Origin of the sequence: Pannonibacter sp. SL95 (assembly GCF_026672425.1) — a bacterium.
GTDB lineage: Bacteria > Pseudomonadota > Alphaproteobacteria > Rhizobiales > Stappiaceae > Pannonibacter.
This window is the reverse complement of record NZ_JAPPRC010000006.1, coordinates 104,247-123,517: the sequence shown is the minus strand read 5'-3', so window position 1 is coordinate 123,517 and position 19,271 is coordinate 104,247. Positions and strand designations below refer to the sequence as shown.

18 protein-coding genes and 1 pseudogene are annotated in these 19,271 nt (G+C 64.2%); 3 read left to right on the top strand and 16 right to left on the bottom strand.

The genetic code is table 11. The annotated features are described in order from the left end of the window. Nucleotides 1–19: 19 nt before the first annotated feature. From OVA12_RS17665 to OVA12_RS17645, 5 genes and pseudogenes are all read right to left on the bottom strand, one after another. Nucleotides 20–517, bottom strand: a complete 498-nt coding sequence (locus tag OVA12_RS17665; protein WP_268139617.1) for a retropepsin-like aspartic protease family protein — start codon at nt 515–517, stop codon at nt 20–22. A gap of 110 nt (nt 518–627) precedes the next feature. After that, nucleotides 628–1,035, bottom strand: a complete 408-nt coding sequence (locus tag OVA12_RS17660; RefSeq protein WP_268141398.1) for a PfkB family carbohydrate kinase — start codon at nt 1,033–1,035, stop codon at nt 628–630. Between the two features lie 110 nt (nt 1,036–1,145). Continuing rightward, nucleotides 1,146–1,499, bottom strand: a pseudogene (locus OVA12_RS17655) (PfkB family carbohydrate kinase); the annotation flags it as partial. Nucleotides 1,500–1,570: 71 nt separating this feature from the next. Further along, nucleotides 1,571–2,200, bottom strand: coding sequence for a uracil phosphoribosyltransferase (gene upp / locus OVA12_RS17650; RefSeq protein ID WP_106753920.1), 630 nt, complete (start codon nt 2,198–2,200; stop codon nt 1,571–1,573). Between the two features lie 88 nt (nt 2,201–2,288). Beyond that, entirely contained in the window at nt 2,289–3,530 is a 1,242-nt protein-coding gene (locus OVA12_RS17645; RefSeq protein WP_268139615.1) for a DUF1688 family protein, read from the bottom strand. A 266-nt stretch (nt 3,531–3,796) separates the two neighbouring features. On the opposite strand from OVA12_RS17645, the gene OVA12_RS17640 reads away from it, so the two are divergent. After that, the gene (locus OVA12_RS17640) at nt 3,797–5,041 is read left to right on the top strand and encodes an MFS transporter (RefSeq protein WP_268139613.1); all 1,245 of its coding nucleotides are present in this window, start codon (nt 3,797–3,799) and stop codon (nt 5,039–5,041) included. Between the two features lie 21 nt (nt 5,042–5,062). Here the strand turns inward: OVA12_RS17640 and OVA12_RS17635 are convergent, their stop codons facing one another. The 11 genes from OVA12_RS17635 to OVA12_RS17585 form a co-directional block, all read right to left on the bottom strand. Continuing rightward, on the bottom strand, nt 5,063–6,055 hold the full coding sequence (locus tag OVA12_RS17635; protein ID WP_268139611.1) for an adenosine deaminase: 993 nt from the start codon (nt 6,053–6,055) through the stop codon (nt 5,063–5,065). A 131-nt stretch (nt 6,056–6,186) separates the two neighbouring features. Next, nucleotides 6,187–7,413 carry a phosphopentomutase gene (locus tag OVA12_RS17630; protein ID WP_268139609.1) on the bottom strand — a complete coding sequence of 409 codons (1,227 nt, stop codon included), beginning with the start codon at nt 7,411–7,413 and terminating at the stop codon, nt 6,187–6,189. Nucleotides 7,414–7,698: 285 nt separating this feature from the next. Beyond that, nucleotides 7,699–9,015, bottom strand: coding sequence for a thymidine phosphorylase (gene deoA / locus OVA12_RS17625; protein ID WP_268139608.1), 1,317 nt, complete (start codon nt 9,013–9,015; stop codon nt 7,699–7,701). A gap of 1 nt (nt 9,016) precedes the next feature. Then, on the bottom strand, nt 9,017–9,799 hold the full coding sequence (gene deoC, locus OVA12_RS17620) for a deoxyribose-phosphate aldolase (protein ID WP_268139606.1): 783 nt from the start codon (nt 9,797–9,799) through the stop codon (nt 9,017–9,019). Continuing rightward, nucleotides 9,792–10,604, bottom strand: a complete 813-nt coding sequence (locus OVA12_RS17615) for a purine-nucleoside phosphorylase (RefSeq protein WP_268139604.1) — start codon at nt 10,602–10,604, stop codon at nt 9,792–9,794. Before OVA12_RS17615 ends, deoC begins: the two co-directional genes overlap by 8 nt. Before the next feature lie 45 nt (nt 10,605–10,649). Further along, entirely contained in the window at nt 10,650–11,039 is a 390-nt protein-coding gene (locus OVA12_RS17610) for a cytidine deaminase (protein WP_268139602.1), read from the bottom strand. Continuing rightward, a complete protein-coding gene (locus tag OVA12_RS17605) occupies nt 11,036–12,004 on the bottom strand; it encodes an ABC transporter permease (protein WP_268139600.1) in 969 nt (322 codons plus the stop codon). The genes OVA12_RS17610 and OVA12_RS17605 overlap by 4 nt, the downstream gene beginning before the upstream one ends. 10 nt (nt 12,005–12,014) lie before the next feature. Further along, entirely contained in the window at nt 12,015–13,136 is a 1,122-nt protein-coding gene (locus OVA12_RS17600) for an ABC transporter permease (RefSeq protein ID WP_268139598.1), read from the bottom strand. A 14-nt stretch (nt 13,137–13,150) separates the two neighbouring features. Continuing rightward, nucleotides 13,151–14,686, bottom strand: a complete 1,536-nt coding sequence (locus tag OVA12_RS17595; protein WP_268139596.1) for an ABC transporter ATP-binding protein — start codon at nt 14,684–14,686, stop codon at nt 13,151–13,153. Nucleotides 14,687–14,847: 161 nt separating this feature from the next. After that, on the bottom strand, nt 14,848–15,846 hold the full coding sequence (locus OVA12_RS17590; RefSeq protein ID WP_268139594.1) for a BMP family lipoprotein: 999 nt from the start codon (nt 15,844–15,846) through the stop codon (nt 14,848–14,850). Between the two features lie 105 nt (nt 15,847–15,951). Then, nucleotides 15,952–16,908: a sugar-binding transcriptional regulator gene (locus OVA12_RS17585; RefSeq protein WP_268139592.1), complete on the bottom strand. Its 957-nt coding sequence runs from the start codon at nt 16,906–16,908 to the stop codon at nt 15,952–15,954. Nucleotides 16,909–17,445: 537 nt separating this feature from the next. On the opposite strand from OVA12_RS17585, the gene OVA12_RS17580 reads away from it, so the two are divergent. Then, on the top strand, nt 17,446–18,279 hold the full coding sequence (locus OVA12_RS17580; RefSeq protein ID WP_268139590.1) for a DUF1194 domain-containing protein: 834 nt from the start codon (nt 17,446–17,448) through the stop codon (nt 18,277–18,279). Between the two features lie 155 nt (nt 18,280–18,434). Continuing rightward, nucleotides 18,435–19,262 (top strand): DUF1194 domain-containing protein, encoded by an 828-nt coding sequence (locus tag OVA12_RS17575; protein ID WP_268139588.1) that lies wholly within the window; start codon nt 18,435–18,437, stop codon nt 19,260–19,262. The last annotated feature ends 9 nt before the right edge of the window (nt 19,263–19,271 follow it).

Genomic DNA, 19,271 nt, shown 5'->3' with positions numbered 1-19,271 from the left:
AACGGCAGACGGTTGGACCTTATTGAACAAGCACAAGCGTGTCATCTGAAATGTCGAAACGCTCAAGCCTGCGCAAGGCAGACATCCCAAGCAAGGCTTTCGACAGTGAGGCATCAGGCAACACGATGGCTTCCACTTCGGACAACCGGATTGAACCCAGACGAAGATCCTTCAGGACGACGCGGGCAGCCGGAATGGATCCATTTGCCGTTGTGACAGAGGCACTGAAGTCCTCCTTCTTCGGATTGAGGCCAATGCGACGCGCCACGGACTGTGGCAGAGCCACGGTCGTCGCGCCGGTATCCACGAGCATCTCGACTTGCCGGCCGTTGAGTTCGGCTTCGGTGACGAAATGGCCGCTGGCATCAGCCGGGATCTTCAGGGTGCGGGTCTTGGAGGCGATTGCCACTTGCGGGGCAACCTCTTCCTGCTGGCCGGGAACCCATTTGTCTGCCCATTGCGGCACAAATGGCACGAGGGCCATCAACGCCACCAGGAGCACCAGATACCGGACCATTCCGCCTCCGCTTCAACCCCACAGGGGCTTTCCGGGGAGCGACAATAGACGATCAACCTGAACGTCCAATGAACGGCATTGTCAGTTCTGCAGCAGCAGGCAGACAGACGTCAGCTGCGATCGACAGAGAGTGTCGCCGCAAGACGGGCAATGTCACTTGCGGCCGGCGCGCTGGACTGTGCGCCGGTCACCGTGCAGGCAAGACTGCCCGCCGCAACACCCTCGGTCAGGGCCTGCACGAGGTCGCCGCCGCGATCCAGAGCCGCGGCAAAGGCTCCGCAGAACGCATCGCCCGCGCCGGTCGTGTCGACAACGTCGACCTTGGGCGGAGCCAGCGTGAACAGCGATGTCCCATCGTGCGCAAGGACACCCTTTGATCCGAGTGTGACCACCGCAATGCGCCCGGTTGCGGCCAGGGCAGCAGCATAGGCCTGAGGCTCCTGCGGCAGACCAAGGATACGGGCGATGTCGGCGGCTTCGCTTTCGTTGGAGATGGCGACATCCGCGCGGGCCGCCAGGTGGGCAACGGCCGGATCGGTGGCCGGCGCGCGGTGTTGAAGATCACCCTGGCTCCCGCCGCATGGGCTGCGTCGATTGCAGCGCTGGCCTCAGTCAGAGGAATTTCCGCCTGCATCAACAGGGTCGTGGATGGCGACAGCTGCCCGTTGAGCCAGGCGGCGGAAACACGCGCGTTGACCCCGCTGCCAACGATGATGAGGTTTTCGCCGCTGCTCTCCACCCCGATCATGGCGATCCCGGTCGCCCCTTCCAGCCGATGCAGGGCGGAAAGATCGACGGAAACAGCCTCGAGGTTGGCAAGCGCCGGGGCGGCGAAACTGTCGTTTCCGACCGCCCCGATCAACTTTACCTGTGCTCCAGCACGCCGGGCCGCAAGCGCCTGATTGGCCCCCTTGCCGCCGGCAAAGATCTGGCAATCTGGGCCGGCCGAAGTTTCGCCCGGAAGAGGCAACCGCTTGACCATGACGACGAGGTCAAGGTTGATCGAGCCGAAAACGATGATCATCGCACGCCTCCTTCCGGGTTGGTTCTGGTTTACTTGGTGCCGTACATCCGGTCGCCCGCGTCACCAAGACCGGGAACGATGTAGCCGTGATCGTTCAGCTTCTCATCGATGGAGGCGGTGTAGACCGGGACATCCGGATGGGCCGCGTTGAACTTGGCGACACCTTCGGGAGCTGCCAGCAGGCAGAGGAAGCGGATGTTGTTGGCCCCGCGCCCTTTCAGCTTCTCGACAGCGGCAATCGCCGAATTGGCCGTCGCCAGCATCGGATCGACAACGATCACCAGACGCTCGCCCAGATCCTCCGGAGCCTTGAAGTAGTATTCGACCGGGGTCAGGGTTTCCGGATCGCGGTAAAGACCGATGTGGGCGACGCGAGCAGACGGCACCAGATCCAGCATGCCTTCGAGCAGGCCGTTGCCGGCGCGCAGGATCGAGGCGAACACCAGCTTCTTGCCGGCGAGCGTCGGCGCCTGCATCTCGCACAGCGGCGTTTCAATCGTGATCTGGGTCAGCGGCAGGCCGCGCGTGACTTCGTAGCACAACAGGGTCGAGATCTCGCGCAGCAGGCGGCGGAACCCTTGGGTGGAGGTGGCCTTGTTGCGCATGATCGTCAGCTTGTGCTGGACCAGCGGGTGATCGACGACAATCGCTCCAGACATGTTGGCTTGCTCCTTCGGTCCGTGTGTGCGGTTCTTGTGCGGCCTCACCGGCCGCAATTGGTGTGTTCCCCTATGCCCCGGTCAGGCTTCAAAATACAGTCCCGTCGCTGAGGATTGTGAGTGGCGGCGTGCCGTCCTCACGTTTTTCCCGCGCAATCTCGCGCCCTGCGGCCCAGGTGCCCCCCTCCAGAATGCAGCCGAGCGGCAGCTCCTCGGGGGATGCATCCAGCTCCATGCGGACCTGATCGGCGAGCCGGTCGAGAAGGGCAACGGTCAACGCGCGCCACTCGACGACCAGCTCGCTGTCGACAGCATGCGTCCGGGCAGCTTCAGCCGGGTCGAGCAAGGTCAGAACTCCAGCATCTAGGAAGAGCCCGCCATTGCGGTGTTCGGCCAGACCGGTGAGCCCGTCCAGTTCGCTGACCTCGACACCGGCCCAGGCGAGCGGCTCGATCAGGGACCAGGCCATCCATTGCGACAGCGTGTGCAAGGGGACCAGCCCGGACGTCGCATCCGGCGTGACCAGGCCGGCATGGCGCCAGGTATCGCCAAGACCAACGCCCTCAAGCTCGATGCGGCCGGGCCAGACGGGGCCGAGCCCATCTAGCAGCAGATCGAGGATGCGCGATGCCGGAACAGGCCCGTCCTGACCTTCATCATAGAGTATGTCGAACAGGCCGCCCGGTCGCGGTTCATCCCGCGTGGCAAAGAGATCGGGACGCAACCCCGTCGCCTCACCCAGGCGGGTGAGCAGAGCCACGCGGCCAGACAGACCGGCAAGCGGATTGGCAGCGTCCGTTTTGAAGCCCTCGGCAAGCTCCTGCTCGTCAAGCCGCATCAGCGCGTGGGCGTCGGCGCGCAGGGGATCTGCCGGGTTCGCCGAGAAAAAGCCACTGGCGAACATCGCGAGCGTTGCGACTGCCAGCCCTTCGGAGCGGGCCAAAGGCAGGCCGGTGGCGTCTTCCATGTAGGTCCAGCCGGTACCGGCTGCGGCATCAGTCAGGCAGGAGACGATGGCAAGATCAAAGGCCGCGCGGCCCATCTGCCGCACATCGTCGAACCCCCGCGCACTGGCCAGCATGTCCCAGCGGTCCACGCCACCCGCCTCGAAATGCCGCCAGCGCGAGTGCAGCGGCACGGCGAAATCCGGATAGCGGTGGCGGGTGAGTGCGATGACACGGCCCGCAACCGCTGGAAGCTTCGAAAGATCGACCGCGAAGTGGCGCAGCTCGCCGGCAAGCCCGATCTCCAGAAGGCGGTCGGCCCGTGCGCGAACAGCAGCGGCGGACAGGAGAGACAACGCGGGCGAGACAGCGGAAGGGTTCGACAAGACGGGGTCCGATACAGAGCGGCGGCAACCAGACGGCCGGTGCCAAGACAAGCAGGAGTGCCGTCAAACTGTGTCGGGAATCGCTGACAATGAAAAGGCGTCCGGCATCAAACGCTGGACACAACAGTTGAAAATGAAGGCGGGATCCGGAGTGGCCTTGTCGCGGCCACAGTCATTGAGGCAGCATGAGGGACGTGCTTCGCGCGCCACTCGCCGTTCTGACCTCCGGTTTGGCGCCCCTCTCCTTCGCAAGTCGGAAGCTCCTGATGTCTACCGTTCTCTCGATTGCCTCACTTCTCATCGGGTCAGCCCTGTTGCTGATGGCGGGCGGGTTGCATGGTCTGTTGCTGCCGATCCGCGGCCTTGCGGAGGGGTTTTCCGACACCTCGCTTGGCATGCTGGGGGCGGGCTGGGCTGTTGGCTATGTCGCCGGCTGTCTGGCCGTTCCGGTGATCGTCAAACGCGTCGGGCATATCCGCACCTTCGGCGTGCTGGCCTCGGTGGCGGCGATCACCATGCTGCTGAACCTTTTGTTCCTGACGCCGATGGTCTGGGTGCCGCTGCGCGCGGTCACCGGCTTCTGCTTCGCCGGCGCCGCGATGATCGTCGAGAGCTGGCTGAATGAACGTGCCTCGAACCAGACGCGCGGCAGGATCTTCGGCATCTACACGATGATCAACCTGGGGGCGACAACAGTCGGGCAGATGCTGCTGACGCTTGGCGATGCGACGGGTTTCGTCTTCTTCGTCGTCGGCTCGATCATCTATTCGCTGTCGCTGCTGCCCACCGCCCTGTCGACAGCGGCAACACCGACGCCGTTGACGCAAGCGCGGCTCGACATCGGCGCGCTTTGGCGCAATTCGCCGGTCGCTGTGGTCGCGGTGCTGCTGATCGGAATTTCCAACGGCGCGTTCGGCACGCTCGGTGCCGTCTATGGCCGCAAGATCGGACTGTCGATCAGCGATATCGCGGTAATGATGTCACTGGCGCTGCTGATCGGCGCGATCATCCAGATCCCCGTCGGCCTGCTGTCGGACAGGGTGGACCGGCGTGCGGTGCTCGTGGGCATGGGCATCCTTGCCACCATAACCGGATTGGCCCTGTCGGTCGCCGACAGCATGGGACCGATTGCCGTGATCGTGCTGGTGTCGGCCTTCGGCGGGATGATCTATTCGATGTATCCGGTGATCCTGGCCCATGCCAGCGATCATGCTGCGCCTGGCGACTTCCTCAAGACATCAGGTGGCCTGCTGCTGATCTTTGGCGCCGGAACGATGGTAGGGCCGGTGGCCGCGGCCGCGCTGATGAGCGCATCGACCCCCGGCGCCCTGTTCCACGTCACGGCGGCTGCACATCTGTCGATGGTGCTGTTCACCGCCTGGCGCATGACCCGCCGCGCTGCCGTTCGGGTGGAAGAGAAGTCGGACTTCGTGCCCGTCATTGCCACCGCGCGGTTCTCGACGCCGGAATCGTCCGTGCTCGACCCACGCGCGGACGAACGAGCGGCCTGAGGGCTGCTCAGGCTACGCTGTTCAGGTCTTGGCGCTGTCGAGGCGGGCGAGCAGGCGTTCCTTGGTGCCGCGATCACAGAAGGCAGCCTCGATGGCTGTCCGGGTGATGGCGCGCTGATCTTCCGGGCTCCAGCCGAATGTCTTGGCCGTTTGCGAGTATTCGCGGCCAAGGGTGGTGTGGAAGAACGGCGGGTCGTCCGAATTGAGCGTCACCCGCACGCCGGCGCGGCGCAGCAAATTGATCGGGTGGAAGCGCAACACCGGGTAAAGGCCAAGCGCAACGTTGGATCCCGGGCAGACCTCCAGCACGATGCGCTCTTCCGCCAGACGCTCAACCAGCGCCTTGTTCTCGATGGCCCGCACACCGTGGCCGATGCGCTTGACGCGCAGGAAATCTAGCGCCGCCATGATGCTTTCCGGTCCGCCGAATTCGCCGGCGTGCGCCGTCAGCCCGAGACCTGCTTCGCCTGCCATGCGGAAGGCCTTGGCGAAATTGGCCGGATGGCCTTCGCGCTCATCGCCGGCGAGGCCAAAGCCCGTGACCAGTGGATGCGGATTGGCGATGACGTCCTTTGCCACCTTTTCGACCGCCGTCGTGCCGAAATGGCGGACGCCGATGGCGATCATGCGGCCTTCAATGCCCGTCTCGGCCTTCGCCCGCTCGATGCCGGCAGCCAGACCTTCGACATAGGCCTTGTAGGAGAGGCCCGCCGCAGTGGCATGGTCGGGCGAGATGAAGATCTCGCCATAGATCGCCCCCTCCGCAGCCAGCATGCGGAAATAGCTTTCGCTGAGCTGGGCGTAGTCGCCCGGACGGCGGAAGACGGAACTCGCCAGGTCGTAGGCCGAAAGAAAGGTGGTGAAATCGGACCAGACGTAACGGCCGTTCGCGTCAATGATCGCAGATACGTCGACGTTTTCCCGCTGTGCAAACTTGCGCACGAGACTGGGCGGTGCCGCACCTTCGATGTGGCAATGCAGTTCCGCCTTCGGGACGTTTACCTCACCAGCCATGCGCTGTCCGTGCCTCACTGCTGGCAACCGCCACCTGCGACTCAGCGCGGGGCCGGTTGCCTGCCCCGCGCACTGTTCTTCCGCCGTGTCTTCGCGTCCGTCAAGGGCGCAGCAGGAACATCATCCGGATGTCAGGCGCGCAGGAAGCTGACGCCATTGGCTCCGAGCGCCACACCCAGGTGATCTGCGACGGTTTCGCCGATGTCCGCATAGGTCTTGCGGCCGCCGATGGCATGTCCGGCAACGCCCGGACGCCAGCCCAGCACGGGCACATGCTCGCGGGTGTGGTCCGTCCCGCGCCAGGTCGGGTCGCAGCCGTGGTCGGCTGTGAGGATCAGAAGATCGCCCGGCAGCATCTTCGCCATGATCTCCGGCAGGCGGGCGTCGAAATGCTCGAGAGCGGCCGCATAGCCCGGCACGTCGCGGCGATGACCATAAAGGGAATCGAAGTCGATCAGATTGGTGAAGACCAGATCGCCGTCCTTCGCCTCGTCCATGGCCACCAGCGTCTTGTCGACGAGCTGGTCGTTGCCGGCGCCCTTTAGCACCTTGGCCACGCCCTGATGGGCGAAGATGTCGGAGATCTTGCCGACGCCGATCACCGTGCGTCCGGCCACCGTCAGGCGGTCGAGAAGGGTCGGCTCGGGCGGCAGCACCGAATAGTCGCGCCGGTTGGCCGTGCGCTCGAACGTCGCCGAGGTCTCGCCCAGGAACGGTCGGGCGATGACGCGGCCGATGTTGTACGGGTCGATCAGCCGGCGGGTGATCTCGCAGACCTGGTACAGGCGCTCCAGACCGAAATGCGTCTCGTGGGCGGCGATCTGCACCACGGAATCCGCCGAGGTGTAGAAGATCGGCTTGCCCGTGCGGATGTGCTCCTCGCCAAGCTCGGCAATGATCTCGGTACCGGAGGCATGCTTGTCGCCGATGATGCCCGGCAGGCCAGCCTCGGCGACGATCTGAGCAATCACATCGGCCGGGAAAGTCGGGATGGTCGGCGGAAAATAGCCCCAGTCGAAGCGCACCGGCACGCCGGCGATCTCCCAGTGACCGGACGGTGTGTCCTTGCCGTTGGAGACTTCCGCCGCATAGCCCCACAGGGCCTCCGGGATGACGTCGCTGCCAAGGCCTGGAACCGGCTGGCCCGTCGACAGCTTTGCTGCTGCGCCGAGGCCGAGACGCGACATGTTGGGCAGGGTCAGCGGTCCGGAGCGCAAGCCTGCCTTGTCCCCTTCTCCGGCGGCACAGCGGGCCGCAATGTGACCCAGCGTGTCGGAGCCGGCATCGCCAAAACGGTCGGCATCTTCTGCGCCGCCGATGCCGAAACTATCGAGCACAACGAGTATGGCGCGGGGCATTTCCTTAGTCCTTTCATCGTGAGGCGCTTGCCTCGGACGGTCTGGCGTGCTTGCGCTGCTTCGGCTTGCGCCGTTCACCCCCACCCCTGGCCCCTCCCCTCAAGGGGGAGGGGAACAGGCTGCGGCGAGTGGCTCGGCACTCAACCCTCGCACCGGAAGTCCCCCTCCCTCTCGTGGGGAGGGGTTAGGGGTGGGGGGGAGACACCGGCACGGCGCCTACAGCGCAATCGCACTTTCAATTTGCATTGCGCCTACGGCGCAATGGCATCAATCCTTGCATTGCGCCTACGGCGCAATGCGGGCAGCCACGATCCTGTTGTCAGGGACAGCATTGGCGTCGCCGGTGACATAGGCGGCGTTGAGGGCAGCGGCGGCCTTGCGGGCCGCGTCCTCGCTGGCGGCATGGACGATGGCAATCGGGCTGTCGGCATCGACCGTATGTCCGATACCCGCCAGCTCGGTGAAGCCGACAGACGGGTCGATGATGTCGGCAGCGGTGCGGCGGCCGCCGCCCAGCTCCACCACCGCCACACCGACGGCGCGGGCATCAACGCCAATCACGGTGCCAGGACGCTCCGCATAGACCGGCGCAACCACCGGGGCCTTGGCTAGGTACAGTTCCGACTTCTCCATGAAGTCGGCCGGGCCACCCAGCGCTGTGACCATCTCGGCGAATTTCTCGGCCGCACGCCCGCTCTCGAAGGCAGCGCGCATCTGCTCGCAGCCCTCTTCGGCCGTGGCGGCGAGACCGCCAGTTGCGAGCAGCTCGCCGCCCTGGGCGACGGTGACATCCCACAGGCGGCTGTCGATGGCGGTGCCTTTCAGGAAGTCGACAGCGTTCTGCATCTCGACGGCGTTGCCGGCGGCGGAGGCCAGCGGCTCGTTCATGTCGGTGAGCAGCGCGGTGGTCTTGAGGCCTGCGCCATTGGCAACGAGCACGAGGCTTTCAGCAAGCTTGCGCGCATCGTCAAGCGTCGCCATGAAGGCGCCCGTGCCCCACTTCACATCGAGCACCAGGCCCTGCAGACCCGCCGACAGCTTCTTCGACAGGATCGAGGCGGTGATGAGGTCGATGCTTTCCACCGTGCCTGTCACGTCACGGATGGCATAGAACCGCTTGTCCGCCGGGGCGAGGTCGCTGGTCTGGCCGATGACGGCGCAGCCGACTTCTTTCACCACCTTGCGGAACAGCTCGTTGTCCGGCTGGGTCTTGTAGCCCGGGATGCTGTCGAACTTGTCGAGCGTACCGCCGGTGTGGCCAAGGCCACGGCCAGAGATCATCGGCACGGCCGCGCCGCAAGCGGCCAGCGCCGGCGCCAGCATCAGCGAGACATTGTCGCCGACGCCGCCGGTCGAGTGCTTGTCCAGCACGGGAGCATCGACATCGGACCAGTCCAGCACGGTGCCGCTGTCACGCATGGCCAGCGTCAGCGACACGCGCTCGTCGATGGTGAGGCCACGGAAGAAGATCGCCATGGCCAGCGCCGAGACCTGCCCCTCGGTGACGCCACCGCTGGCCAGACCCTTGACGAAAAACCCGATTTCCTCGCGGCTGAGCTGGCCGCCGTCCCGCTTCTTGCGGATGATTTCCTGGGCGAGCATGTCAGTATCCTTCGCGTGCGGAACCCGTTCCGCCCTTGATCACGTCGAGAAGCGCATCGAGCAGGCCGCTGGCGCCGAAGCGGAAGGTCGCGGCCGTGGCCCAGTTGGGCCCGAGGATGCGGTCGGCCAGCGCCAGATAGGCGGCGGCATCGTCCAGCGTGCGGATGCCGCCGGCGGGCTTGAAGCCGACCGGCCGGCCGTGATCGCGGCGGGTCTCCTCGATGACGGTGAGCATGATCTCCGCCGCCTCGAGCGTGGCATTGACCTTCACCTTGCCGGTGGAGGTCTTGATGAAATCGGCCCCGGCAGCAATCGCCACCTGTGAGGCCTGATGGATGAGCAGCGGGTCGCCGATCTCGCCGGTCTCCAGGATCACCTTGAGCTGGGCGGGCGCCAGGATGGCCGCCTTGACGCGGATGATCTGCTCCTCGGCAAAGCCGCGGCGGCCAGCCACGAAGGCGCGGTAAGGCATGACGAGGTCGATCTCGTCGGCCCCGTCAGCGATGGCCAGCTGCGTCTCGCGGACGACAGCGGCGGTGTCATCGCCGCCGGCGGGGAAGTTCACCACCGTGGCGACCTTCACGCCGGTGCCGGCGAGGCGCGCCTTCGAGCGGGCGACAAAGGCCGGGTAGACGCAGACGGCGGCGACCTGACCATGCGGCGTCACGGCGCGGGCGCAAAGCGCATCGATGTCGGCATCCGTGCAGCCGTCGTTGAGGTTGGTCAGGTCAACCAGCGCCAGAGCGCGGGCGGCCAGTGCGGCGGAAGCGGACTGGTCAGCCATGGGCGATCTCCTTCACGAAGCCGCGCACCAGACGCTTCATGCGCTCCATACCGAGCTTGGCGACGGACTTGGTCTCGTCATGCGACAGGCCGTGGGCCTGCATGCCGGCGCCGAGATTGGTGATGATCGACATGGCGGCAACGCGCATCCCGAGGAAGCGCCCCATGATCACCTCCGGCACGGTGGACATGCCGACCGCATCAGCGCCCAGCATGCGGGCCATGCGGATTTCGGCCGGCGTCTCGAAGGACGGGCCGGAGAACCACATGTAGACGCCTTCGGCCAGATGCTCGCCCTCGTGCTTGGCCGCGCGGTGCATGGCGGCCCGCAGCTCCAGGTCATAGGCGGTGGTCATGTCGAGGAAGCGCTTCTCGTCTTCCTCGCCAATGAGCGGATTGAGACCGGACCAATTGATGTGATCGGTGATCAGCATCGGATGGCCGGGGGCGACTTCCTCACGCAGGGAGCCGGCCGCATTGGTGGCGAACAGGATCTCGCAGCCGAGCGCCTTCAGCGTCTCGACCGGGGTGCGCATGATCGAAGGATTGCCGCTCTCGTAGTAATGCGCGCGCCCCGACAGGATGACCACCGGAACACCGTGCATGGTGCCGGCCACGAGCTCGCTGCCATGCGAGGACACGGTCGAGACCGGGAAGCCCGGGAGCTGCGAATACGGAATATGCACGGCATCTTCCAGCTCGCCGGCGAGCTCGCCGAGGCCGGAGCCGAGGATCATGCCAATGCGATAGGTGCCCGGGCGGGCGGCGCGGACTACTGCCGCGCAATCGTGACCAGAGCCGCTCATGGGTCTCATCGTCCTTATGCTCAAGGGATCAGGCCGCCGGCCGCCTCAGTCGTGAAGCGCGAAGCCGGCAGGCAGAAGTTCGTCAATGGTGAAGGTGCGGCGAATGCCGTCGAGGTTGGCGATATGGACCTTGACCGACCCGGCGCCGAACTCCTTCAGCTTCTGGCGGCAGCCGCCACAAGGGGTGCAGAGCGCCGCGTCGGCGACGACGACCACCTCGGCAATGCGCTGCTCGCCGGAGAGGACCATGGCGGAAATCGCTCCGGCCTCGGCGCAGACACCTTCCGGATAGGCCGCGTTTTCGACATTGCAGCCGGGCACGATGCGTCCGCCCTCGGTCAGGAGGGCCGCGCCGACCTTGAAGCTGGAATAGGGGGCGTAGGCATTTTCGCGCGCGGCCTTGGCGGCGGCGAAGAGTTCATCAACGCGGCTCATGTGCGCTCCTTCAGATAGGGAATGCCGCTGGCCTTCGGCGGGATCGCCTTGCCGATGAAGCCGGCGAGCAGGATGACGGTGAGGACATAAGGCAGCGCCTGGAACACCTGCACCGGTACCTCGCCAACGCCGGGGATGGACTGGCCTTGCAGACGTATGGCCACCGCATCAAGGAAACCGAACAGCAGGCAGGCGAACATGGCGTTGACCGGCTTCCACTTGGCAAAGATCAGCGCAGCCAGGGCAATGAAGCCCTTGCCCGCGGTCATGTCCTTGATGAAGCCGGAGGACTGGGCGATGGCCAGATAGGCACCGGCCATGCCGCAGAGGACACCGCAGATGATCACGGCGCGGTAGCGCAGGAAGGTGACGGAAATGCCTGCCGTGTCGACCGCAGCCGGGTTCTCACCGACGGCACGCAGGCGCAGGCCGAAGCGGGTGCGGAACAGCACCCACCAGGTGAAAGGCACCGCCAGGAACGCGCCATAGACAAGGATGTTATGGCCGGACAGCAACCCGGAATAGATCGGACCGAGGACCGGCACCGACGCAACGCTGTCCGCAAATGGCAGCGTGATCTCGCGGAACCGGCCACCATCGGGCAGCGACGGAGTGCGCCCGCCCTGGCCAAACCAGGCCTGGCCGAGCAGGGCCGTCAGGCCGGCGGCGAGGAAATTGATCGCAACGCCAGACACAATCTGGTTGCCGCGATTGGTGATCGAAGCAAAGCCGTGAATGAGCGACAGGCCGATGGCGACGCTGATACCGGCCGCAAGGCCAAGCCAGGCATTGGCCGTGAGATACGCAACACAGGCCGCCCCGAAAGCTGCGCCGAGCATCTTGCCCTCCAAGCCGATGTCGACGACGCCGGAGCGCTCGGAATAAAGGCCGGCAAGGCAGGCGAGCAGCAGCGGCGTAGACAGGCGGACCGTGCTGTCGAGGATGAGGATCAGGGTCTCGAACATCTCTGACCTCTCACTTGGTTGCAGCGGCAGGCGCGGCGGAGGCCGGCGTGCGGGCGAAGGTGAAGATGCGGATCAGCGCCGGACGGAACATGTATTCCAGCGCACCGGCGAACAGGATCACCAGACCCTGGATGACAAGGATCATGTCGCGGGTGACGGCGGGGATCTCGAAGGCGAGTTCCGCACCACCCTGGTACAGCATGCCGAACAGGATTGCCGCGAGCACGATGCCGACCGGATGACCGCGCCCCATAAGCGCAACGGCGATGCCAACGAAGCCGTAGCCGGAGACGAATTCGATCAAAAGGCGGTGCTGCGAGCCCATGATCTCGTTGATCGCCATCATGCCGGCGAGGCCACCGGAGATCATCATGGTGATGATGATGATGCGGGCAGGCGAAATGCCGGCATAGACAGCCGCCGTGGCATTGGCGCCCAGTGTGCGGATCGCATAGCCGAGGCGGGTGCGCCAGATCAGCAGCCAGACGCCAAAGGCCGCCAGCAGCGCCAGGATCAGCGACAGGTTGACCGGCGCGGTACCGAAATCGAAGAAGGGGAAGATGTCATTCAGCATCGGCAGCCGGCCACCATCCTCGAAGGTGCGGGTTTCCGGCTGCATAGAGCCTTCCTTGCCGATGACGTTCACCAGCAGGTAGACCATCATCGAGGCAGCTATGAAGTTGAACATGATCGTGGTGATGACCACGTGGCTGCCGCGCTTGGCCTGCAGCCAGGCCGGAATGAAGGCCCATGCGGCACCTGCGGCAGCAGAACCGAGGATCACGAAGGGCAGCGTCACCCACCAGGGCACGAGACTGTCAAGCATCAGACAGGCTGCGGCCACGCCGAGACCGCCGACATAGGCCTGGCCTTCACCGCCGATGTTGAACAGCCCGGCATGGAAGGCCACGGCGACAGCAAGGCCGGTGAAGATGAAGTTGGTGGCGTAGAACAGCGTGAAGCCGATGCCTTCGCCGAAGCCGAGCGAGCCCCAGAGCAGGATCTGGACAACCTCGATCGGGTTCTCGCCGATGATGAGCACGACGAGACCGGAGACCAGGAAGGCGGCGGTCAGGTTCAGCAGTGGAATAAGGCCGAGATCGGCCCAGCGCGGCAGTTGTCCGGCACTCATGCGGCGTCTCCCTGTCAAAGTTTCGCGGTGCGGGCGTCGTCGACACCGGCCATGAGCAGGCCGATCTCACCTTCGCTTGCCGACGGCAGACGCTCGCCGACGATACGCCCGTCGAACATCACCAGCACGCGGTCGGACATGGAGCGGATCTCGTCCAGCTCCACGGACACGAGCAGGATGGCCTTGCCGGCATCACGCAGCTCGACGATGCGCTTGTGAATGAACTCGATGGCGCCAATGTCGACGCCGCGTGTCGGCTGGCCGATCAGCAGCACGGAGGGATCGCGCTCGATCTCGCGGGCAAGCACGATCTTCTGCTGGTTGCCGCCAGAGAAATTGGCGGTCTTCAGCATCGGATTGGGCGGGCGGATGTCGTATTTGGCGATCTCGCCCTTTGCCGCCTCCTTGATGGCGGCAAGATTCAGGAACGGGCCTTTCGAGTAGGCGGGATCGTCGTGATAGCCGAGAATGGCGTTCTCATACTCGGCGAAGGACGTGACGAGGCCCATGCGATGGCGGTCTTCGGGCACATGCCCGACGCTCTTGGCGCGCATGCCGGCAGCATCAACCGGATGATGGGCCAGATCCAGCACTTCGCCGCCGATGGTCACGGTGCCGGACTTCGGGTGGCGGATGCCGGCGAGTGTTTCCAGCAATTCGGACTGACCGTTGCCAGACACGCCGGCAATGCCGACGATCTCGCCCGCGCGGACCTCGAAGGACACGTTCTTCACGACGGTCACGCCGCGCGCATCGGTAACGGTCAGGTTCTCGACCTTGAGCACCGGTGCGCCCGGCGCCGCGGTGCCCTTGTCGACGGTGAGCAGCACCCGGCGGCCGACCATCAGCTCGGCCAGCTCTTCCATGCTGGTCTCGGACGTCTTGCGCGTGGCGACAATCTCGCCGCGGCGCATGACGGAGACGGTATCGGTGATGGCCATGATCTCGCGCAGCTTGTGCGTGATCAAAAGGACGGTCTTGCCCTGGTTTCTCAGCACCTCGAGGATGCGGAACAGATGATCGGCTTCCGCTGGCGTCAGCACTCCGGTCGGTTCATCAAGGATCAGAACTTCCGCGCCACGGTAGAGGGCCTTCAGGATCTCCACCCGCTGCTGCAGACCGACAGGCAGATCCTCGATCAGCGCGTCCGGGTCGACCTTGAGACCGTAATCGGCATCGAGGCGGGCAAGTTCCTTGCGCGCCTTGTCGCTGCCACCGGACAGAAGGGTTCCATCTTCGGCGCCGAGGATGATGTTTTCGAGCACGCTGAATGTATCGACCAGCATGAAATGCTGATGCACCATGCCAATGCCGAGCGAGATCGCTGCCTTGGAGTCGGCGATCGTGACCTTCTGGCCATCGACGATGATGTCTCCGCTATCGGCATTGTAGAAGCCGTAGAGAATGGACATCAGGGTCGACTTGCCGGCCCCGTTCTCGCCGATGATGCCGTGGATCGAGCCCTTGCCGACCACGAGATCAATGTTCTTGTTGGCGTGAACGGCCCCGAAAGACTTGTTGATCTTGCGAAGCTCGATTGCTGCGGTCATGGGCGCTCCCGGGCGCTTGGCGACAACCGCCGGCCTGACGTCTGGTCTGGCGTGCGATCTGGCGCGATGTCCGGCGTGAAAACCGGCCGTGACTGGCACGACCAGATGAAACAAGAATTGGGCGCGCCGAAGCCCGGCGCGCCCGGTTATTGGCTATCCGATCAGAACGGGCAGGACTTGTCGGCCATGTAGTCATGGACCTTGACGGTGCCGGAGATGATGTCGGCCTTGGCCTTTTCCACGGCAGCCTTCATGTCGGCAGTCACAAGCGCCTTGTTGTTGTCGTCCAGAGCCCAGTCGACGCCGCCTTCAGCAAGGCCGAGAACTTCCACGCCAGACGACCACTTGTCGTTCTTGGAGTCGGAGAACGCCTTGTTCACAGCGACGTCAACGCGCTTCAGCATGGAGGTCAGGACCTTGCCCGGATGCAGGCCGTTCTGGTTGCTGTCGACGCCGATGCCGAGCTTGCCGGCGTCCGCTGCTGCCTGCAGCACGCCGATGCCAGTGGCACCGGCTGCGTGGTAGACAACGTCCGCACCGCGGTCGAACTGGGACTTGGCGAGCTCGCCACCCTTGACCGGGTCGTTCCAGGCTGCACCGGTGGTGCCGGTCATGTTCTCGAACACTTCAGCCTTGGCATTGGCAGCCTTCACGCCCTGCTTGTAGCCGCAGGAGAACTTGGAGATCAGCGGAATGTCCATGCCGCCGACGAAGCCAACCTTGCCGGACTTGGACGCCATCGAGGCGAGCACGCCGACCAGGTAGGAGCCTTCGTGTTCCTTGAAGACGATGGAACGGACGTTCGGCAGGTCAACGACCATGTCGACGATGGCGAACTGGATGTCCGGGAATTCCTTGGCGACCTTCTCGACGGCGTTCGCCTGGGAGAAGCCGATGGCGACGATCGGGCTCTGGCCACGCTTGGCGAAGTTGCGCAGGGCCTGCTCACGCTGGGCGTCGTTCTGGATTTCGAAATCGCGGTACTCGATCCCGGTTTCCTTCTTGAACTGCTCAGCGCCGGTGTAGGCGGCTTCGTTGAACGACTTGTCGAACTTGCCGCCCAGATCGTACAGCACTGCCGGCTTGATATCGGCCGCCTGCACAGCGCCAGACATGGCAAGGCCAGCGAAGGCCGCGCTGATCATCAGAAACTTCTTCACGCTTCAATCCTCCGACACGTGGGTCCAGCCACCGCGGCCAGCCCCGTACACTTCCCCTCAGCCATTGCCTCCGCACGGAGCTTGCCCCGGGCGGAAAACGGCCTATCAGCCGATCCTGTCACGAAGAGCCCTGGCGAGGGTTTCGTCCGCAATAAGATCGGTAATGACGCCGGTACGCAATGCAGCAAGTGTGGCTTCCGCCTTGCTTTCACCGCCCACAAGCGCAATGACGCGCGAACCGCGCACTTCCTCGTAATGGAGTCCCACCGCCACCTCCTCAAGGGGGGTCGGGGCAGGTTTTCCATCGAGCGAAACAAATCGACCCATCAGGTCGCTGACAGCACGTGACCGGCGCAGCCCGTCCTGGTCTGTCTTGTTGATCATGCCGCGCTGGACCAGGTGCCCCTCGTTGTCGATCGAGCCAATGCCGACGACAAAGACATCTGACTGGCGCGCAAGTGCGAGAAGGTCCTGGACACTGCGCTGGCCGAGGAACATGTCGCGCTCCTCAAGGCTCTCGGCAAAATACGGCACCGGCAGGAAGTATCCCTCGCCGCCCGTGCGCTCGGCGAGCTGCTGCACCACATCGAACGGGTTGGCCGACAGCTTGCGCATCAGCGAACCGGAGATCGAGATGACCGAGAGGTTGGCACGGCTGATGCGCGGCATCGCACCGACGGCCGCCTTCAATGTCCGCCCCATGCCAACGCCAACGCGGGTCACCTCCGGCGCAGACAAGACCGAGGCGAGATATGGCCCTGCCACCGAAGCTACGGCACGGATCGACGTCGCGGGATCAGACGCGCCAAGGTCCGGCGCAATGATGCATGTCGACAAGCCGAAGGCGCGGGTGATGAATTCTTCCAGCTCGAGGCACTCGATCGGACGACCATCGATCTGGAACCGGATCAGGCCTTCCTTTTGCGCATGCGCGATAAGACGGTGCACCTTGGCAGGCGAAACCCCCAGCCGGGCGGCAATGTCGCCCTGCGTGCATCCGCCGACAAAGGACAGCCAGGCCGCCCTGATCGACAAATAGGTGGTCCAGTCCTCGTCCTGCACTGCCTTGCCCCGTTGCGGACATTGTGCCCACTCTCCCGCCGGTTGATCCGGCGCGCCGCTCGATGAAAATTTCTTCACCGGCTGAGAATTTCTTCAGAGAGATTGCCCACAGGAAGCCGCGCCGTCAAGCACATAACGCGACGGAGAACCGGCAAATTCTGTTCGTTTTTCGCACAAATGACGCCACCAGACCGGGTCGGCTACCGCGTCGACCAGTTGCCGCTACGGCAGGCATTTTTTGCCGACCGTTCCCGCCATTGCGCAGGAACCCGGCAATAATTGCCTAGCGATCAGGCAAGAATTGCCGCCCTCGCAAAAAAGCGCAATGGGTGCGCTCATTGTTTTGCCGACATAATCCTGCCGGCTAAGTTTCTGGCATGTGTTTTGCAATAAATTATCCATGCGCCAGCTAACTCTAACCCGGTTCGCTGCGTAAGGTATCGGCTGTTCTTGAAATTAACGGGACCTTTAGCCGCAACAACAACGATGAACAAGGGAGGCGTGGGTATCGGCTTCGGCCAGGCAAGGAGAACAACCATGCGTCTCACGCTGTGCACAAACCAAAAGGCCATCCTCACCGCCCTGGTTACGGCGGTGATGCTTGTTATGAACCCTCTTTCCGCTGCGGCGTTTGACAGGACGCTGCCGAGGTCGCTCGCGGCCTATGATCCGGCCAGCGAAGTCGATGTCGAGCTGGTCCTGGCGGTCGACATTTCCCAGTCGATGGACACCGACGAACAGGAGGTCCAGCGCGCAGGCTATATCGCCGCGATCACGTCGCAGGAGGTGCTTGATGCCATCAAGTACGGACCGACCGGACGCATCGCCATTACCTATTTCGAATGGGGCGGCGTTGGTGAGCATTTCACTGTTGCCGACTGGATGGTGATCGAGGACGAGGCGACTGCCGCAGCCTTTGCTGCCCGCATCGCGGAAGCCCCCTTGCGCCAGGTTCAGCGCACATCGATCTTCTCCGCCCTCGAAAAGTCTGCCCAGCTTGTTGCTGACAACAAGTATGAGGGCATGCGCAAAGTGATCGACATCTCTGGCGACGGACCGAACAACCAGGGCGGCACCATTACAGAGATGCGGGACAAGGTGACATCCGCCGGGATCACCATCAACGGCCTGCCGCTGATGATGAAGTCGGAATCGTCCGCCTGGCAGGCGATGCTGCATCTGGATCACTACTACGAGGACTGCGTTATCGGTGGTCCGGGATCCTTTGCCATTCCGGTGCGCTCGAAGGAGGGCTTCGCAGATGCCATCCGGATGAAGCTGGTGCTGGAAATCGCAGGCCTGATGGAACACCAGTCGCTTGTTATCCCGGCGGCGGCGCGCAAGCCCGTCAGTTGCGCCCTGTTCGACTGACCGCTCACGCAAACGCGATTTGGCTTGGACACCGTGTCGCCTGACACTCTTTGCCGGACGCCGCTACCGTGCGGCGCCGGCAGGAGGGCGGCATGGCGGGCAGATCCTCTCACGGCTGCGGACTTCACTCGGGAACCAGGCGGCATGCGCCGCGCATGTTGGCAACTCTTGTTGCCGGGCTTCTGGTGCTGGTGGGACTGGTGGCCGCCCCAAAGGCATCGGCACAGGTGCGCGAGGAAGTGGATGTCGCGCTGGTGTTGGCCGTCGACATTTCGCACTCGATGGACACCGACGAACAGGCATTGCAGCGCAGTGGATACATGACGGCAATCACCTCTCCTGAAGTGATGTCGGCAATCCGTAGCGGCCTGACAGGAAAGATTGCCGTCAGCTATCTGGAATGGGCCGGATCGGCCTCACAGTCGATCCTTGTCGACTGGCAGATCATCGCCACGCCGCAAGACGCGGAAAATTTCGCCAGCATCCTCGGCGAAGCGCCAATCCGGCGCGCCTACCGCACGGCCATCGGCGATGCGCTGCTGTTTTCCGCCCAGCAGTTTGACACCCTGCCCGTCGCCGCGATGAAGAAGGTCATCGACATCTCCGGCGATGGCCCCAACAACCAGGGCACGTTTGCTCCGATTGCCCGCGACGAAGTGGTTGCCAGAGGAATTGTGATCAACGGCCTGCCGCTGAAATTGAAACTGAGGACGGACGGCTGGGGCGACATGGAGAACCTCGATGTCTATTACCAGACTTGCGTCATCGGCGGTCCCGGTGCCTTCGTGATCCCGGTCCGTGGGGCCGAACGCTTCGCCGAGGCAATCCGGCGCAAGCTGGTGCTCGAGATTGCCGGCACACCGCCTGCGCCTGCAGCGTCGCCGGGTGCACTGCGGGTGCAGCGGGTCTCCACCAGCATCGATCCGCTTTGCCTGGAGGGCGAACGGCGCTGGCAGCAGCGCAACCGCAACTATGAACCCTGATCCGCACCA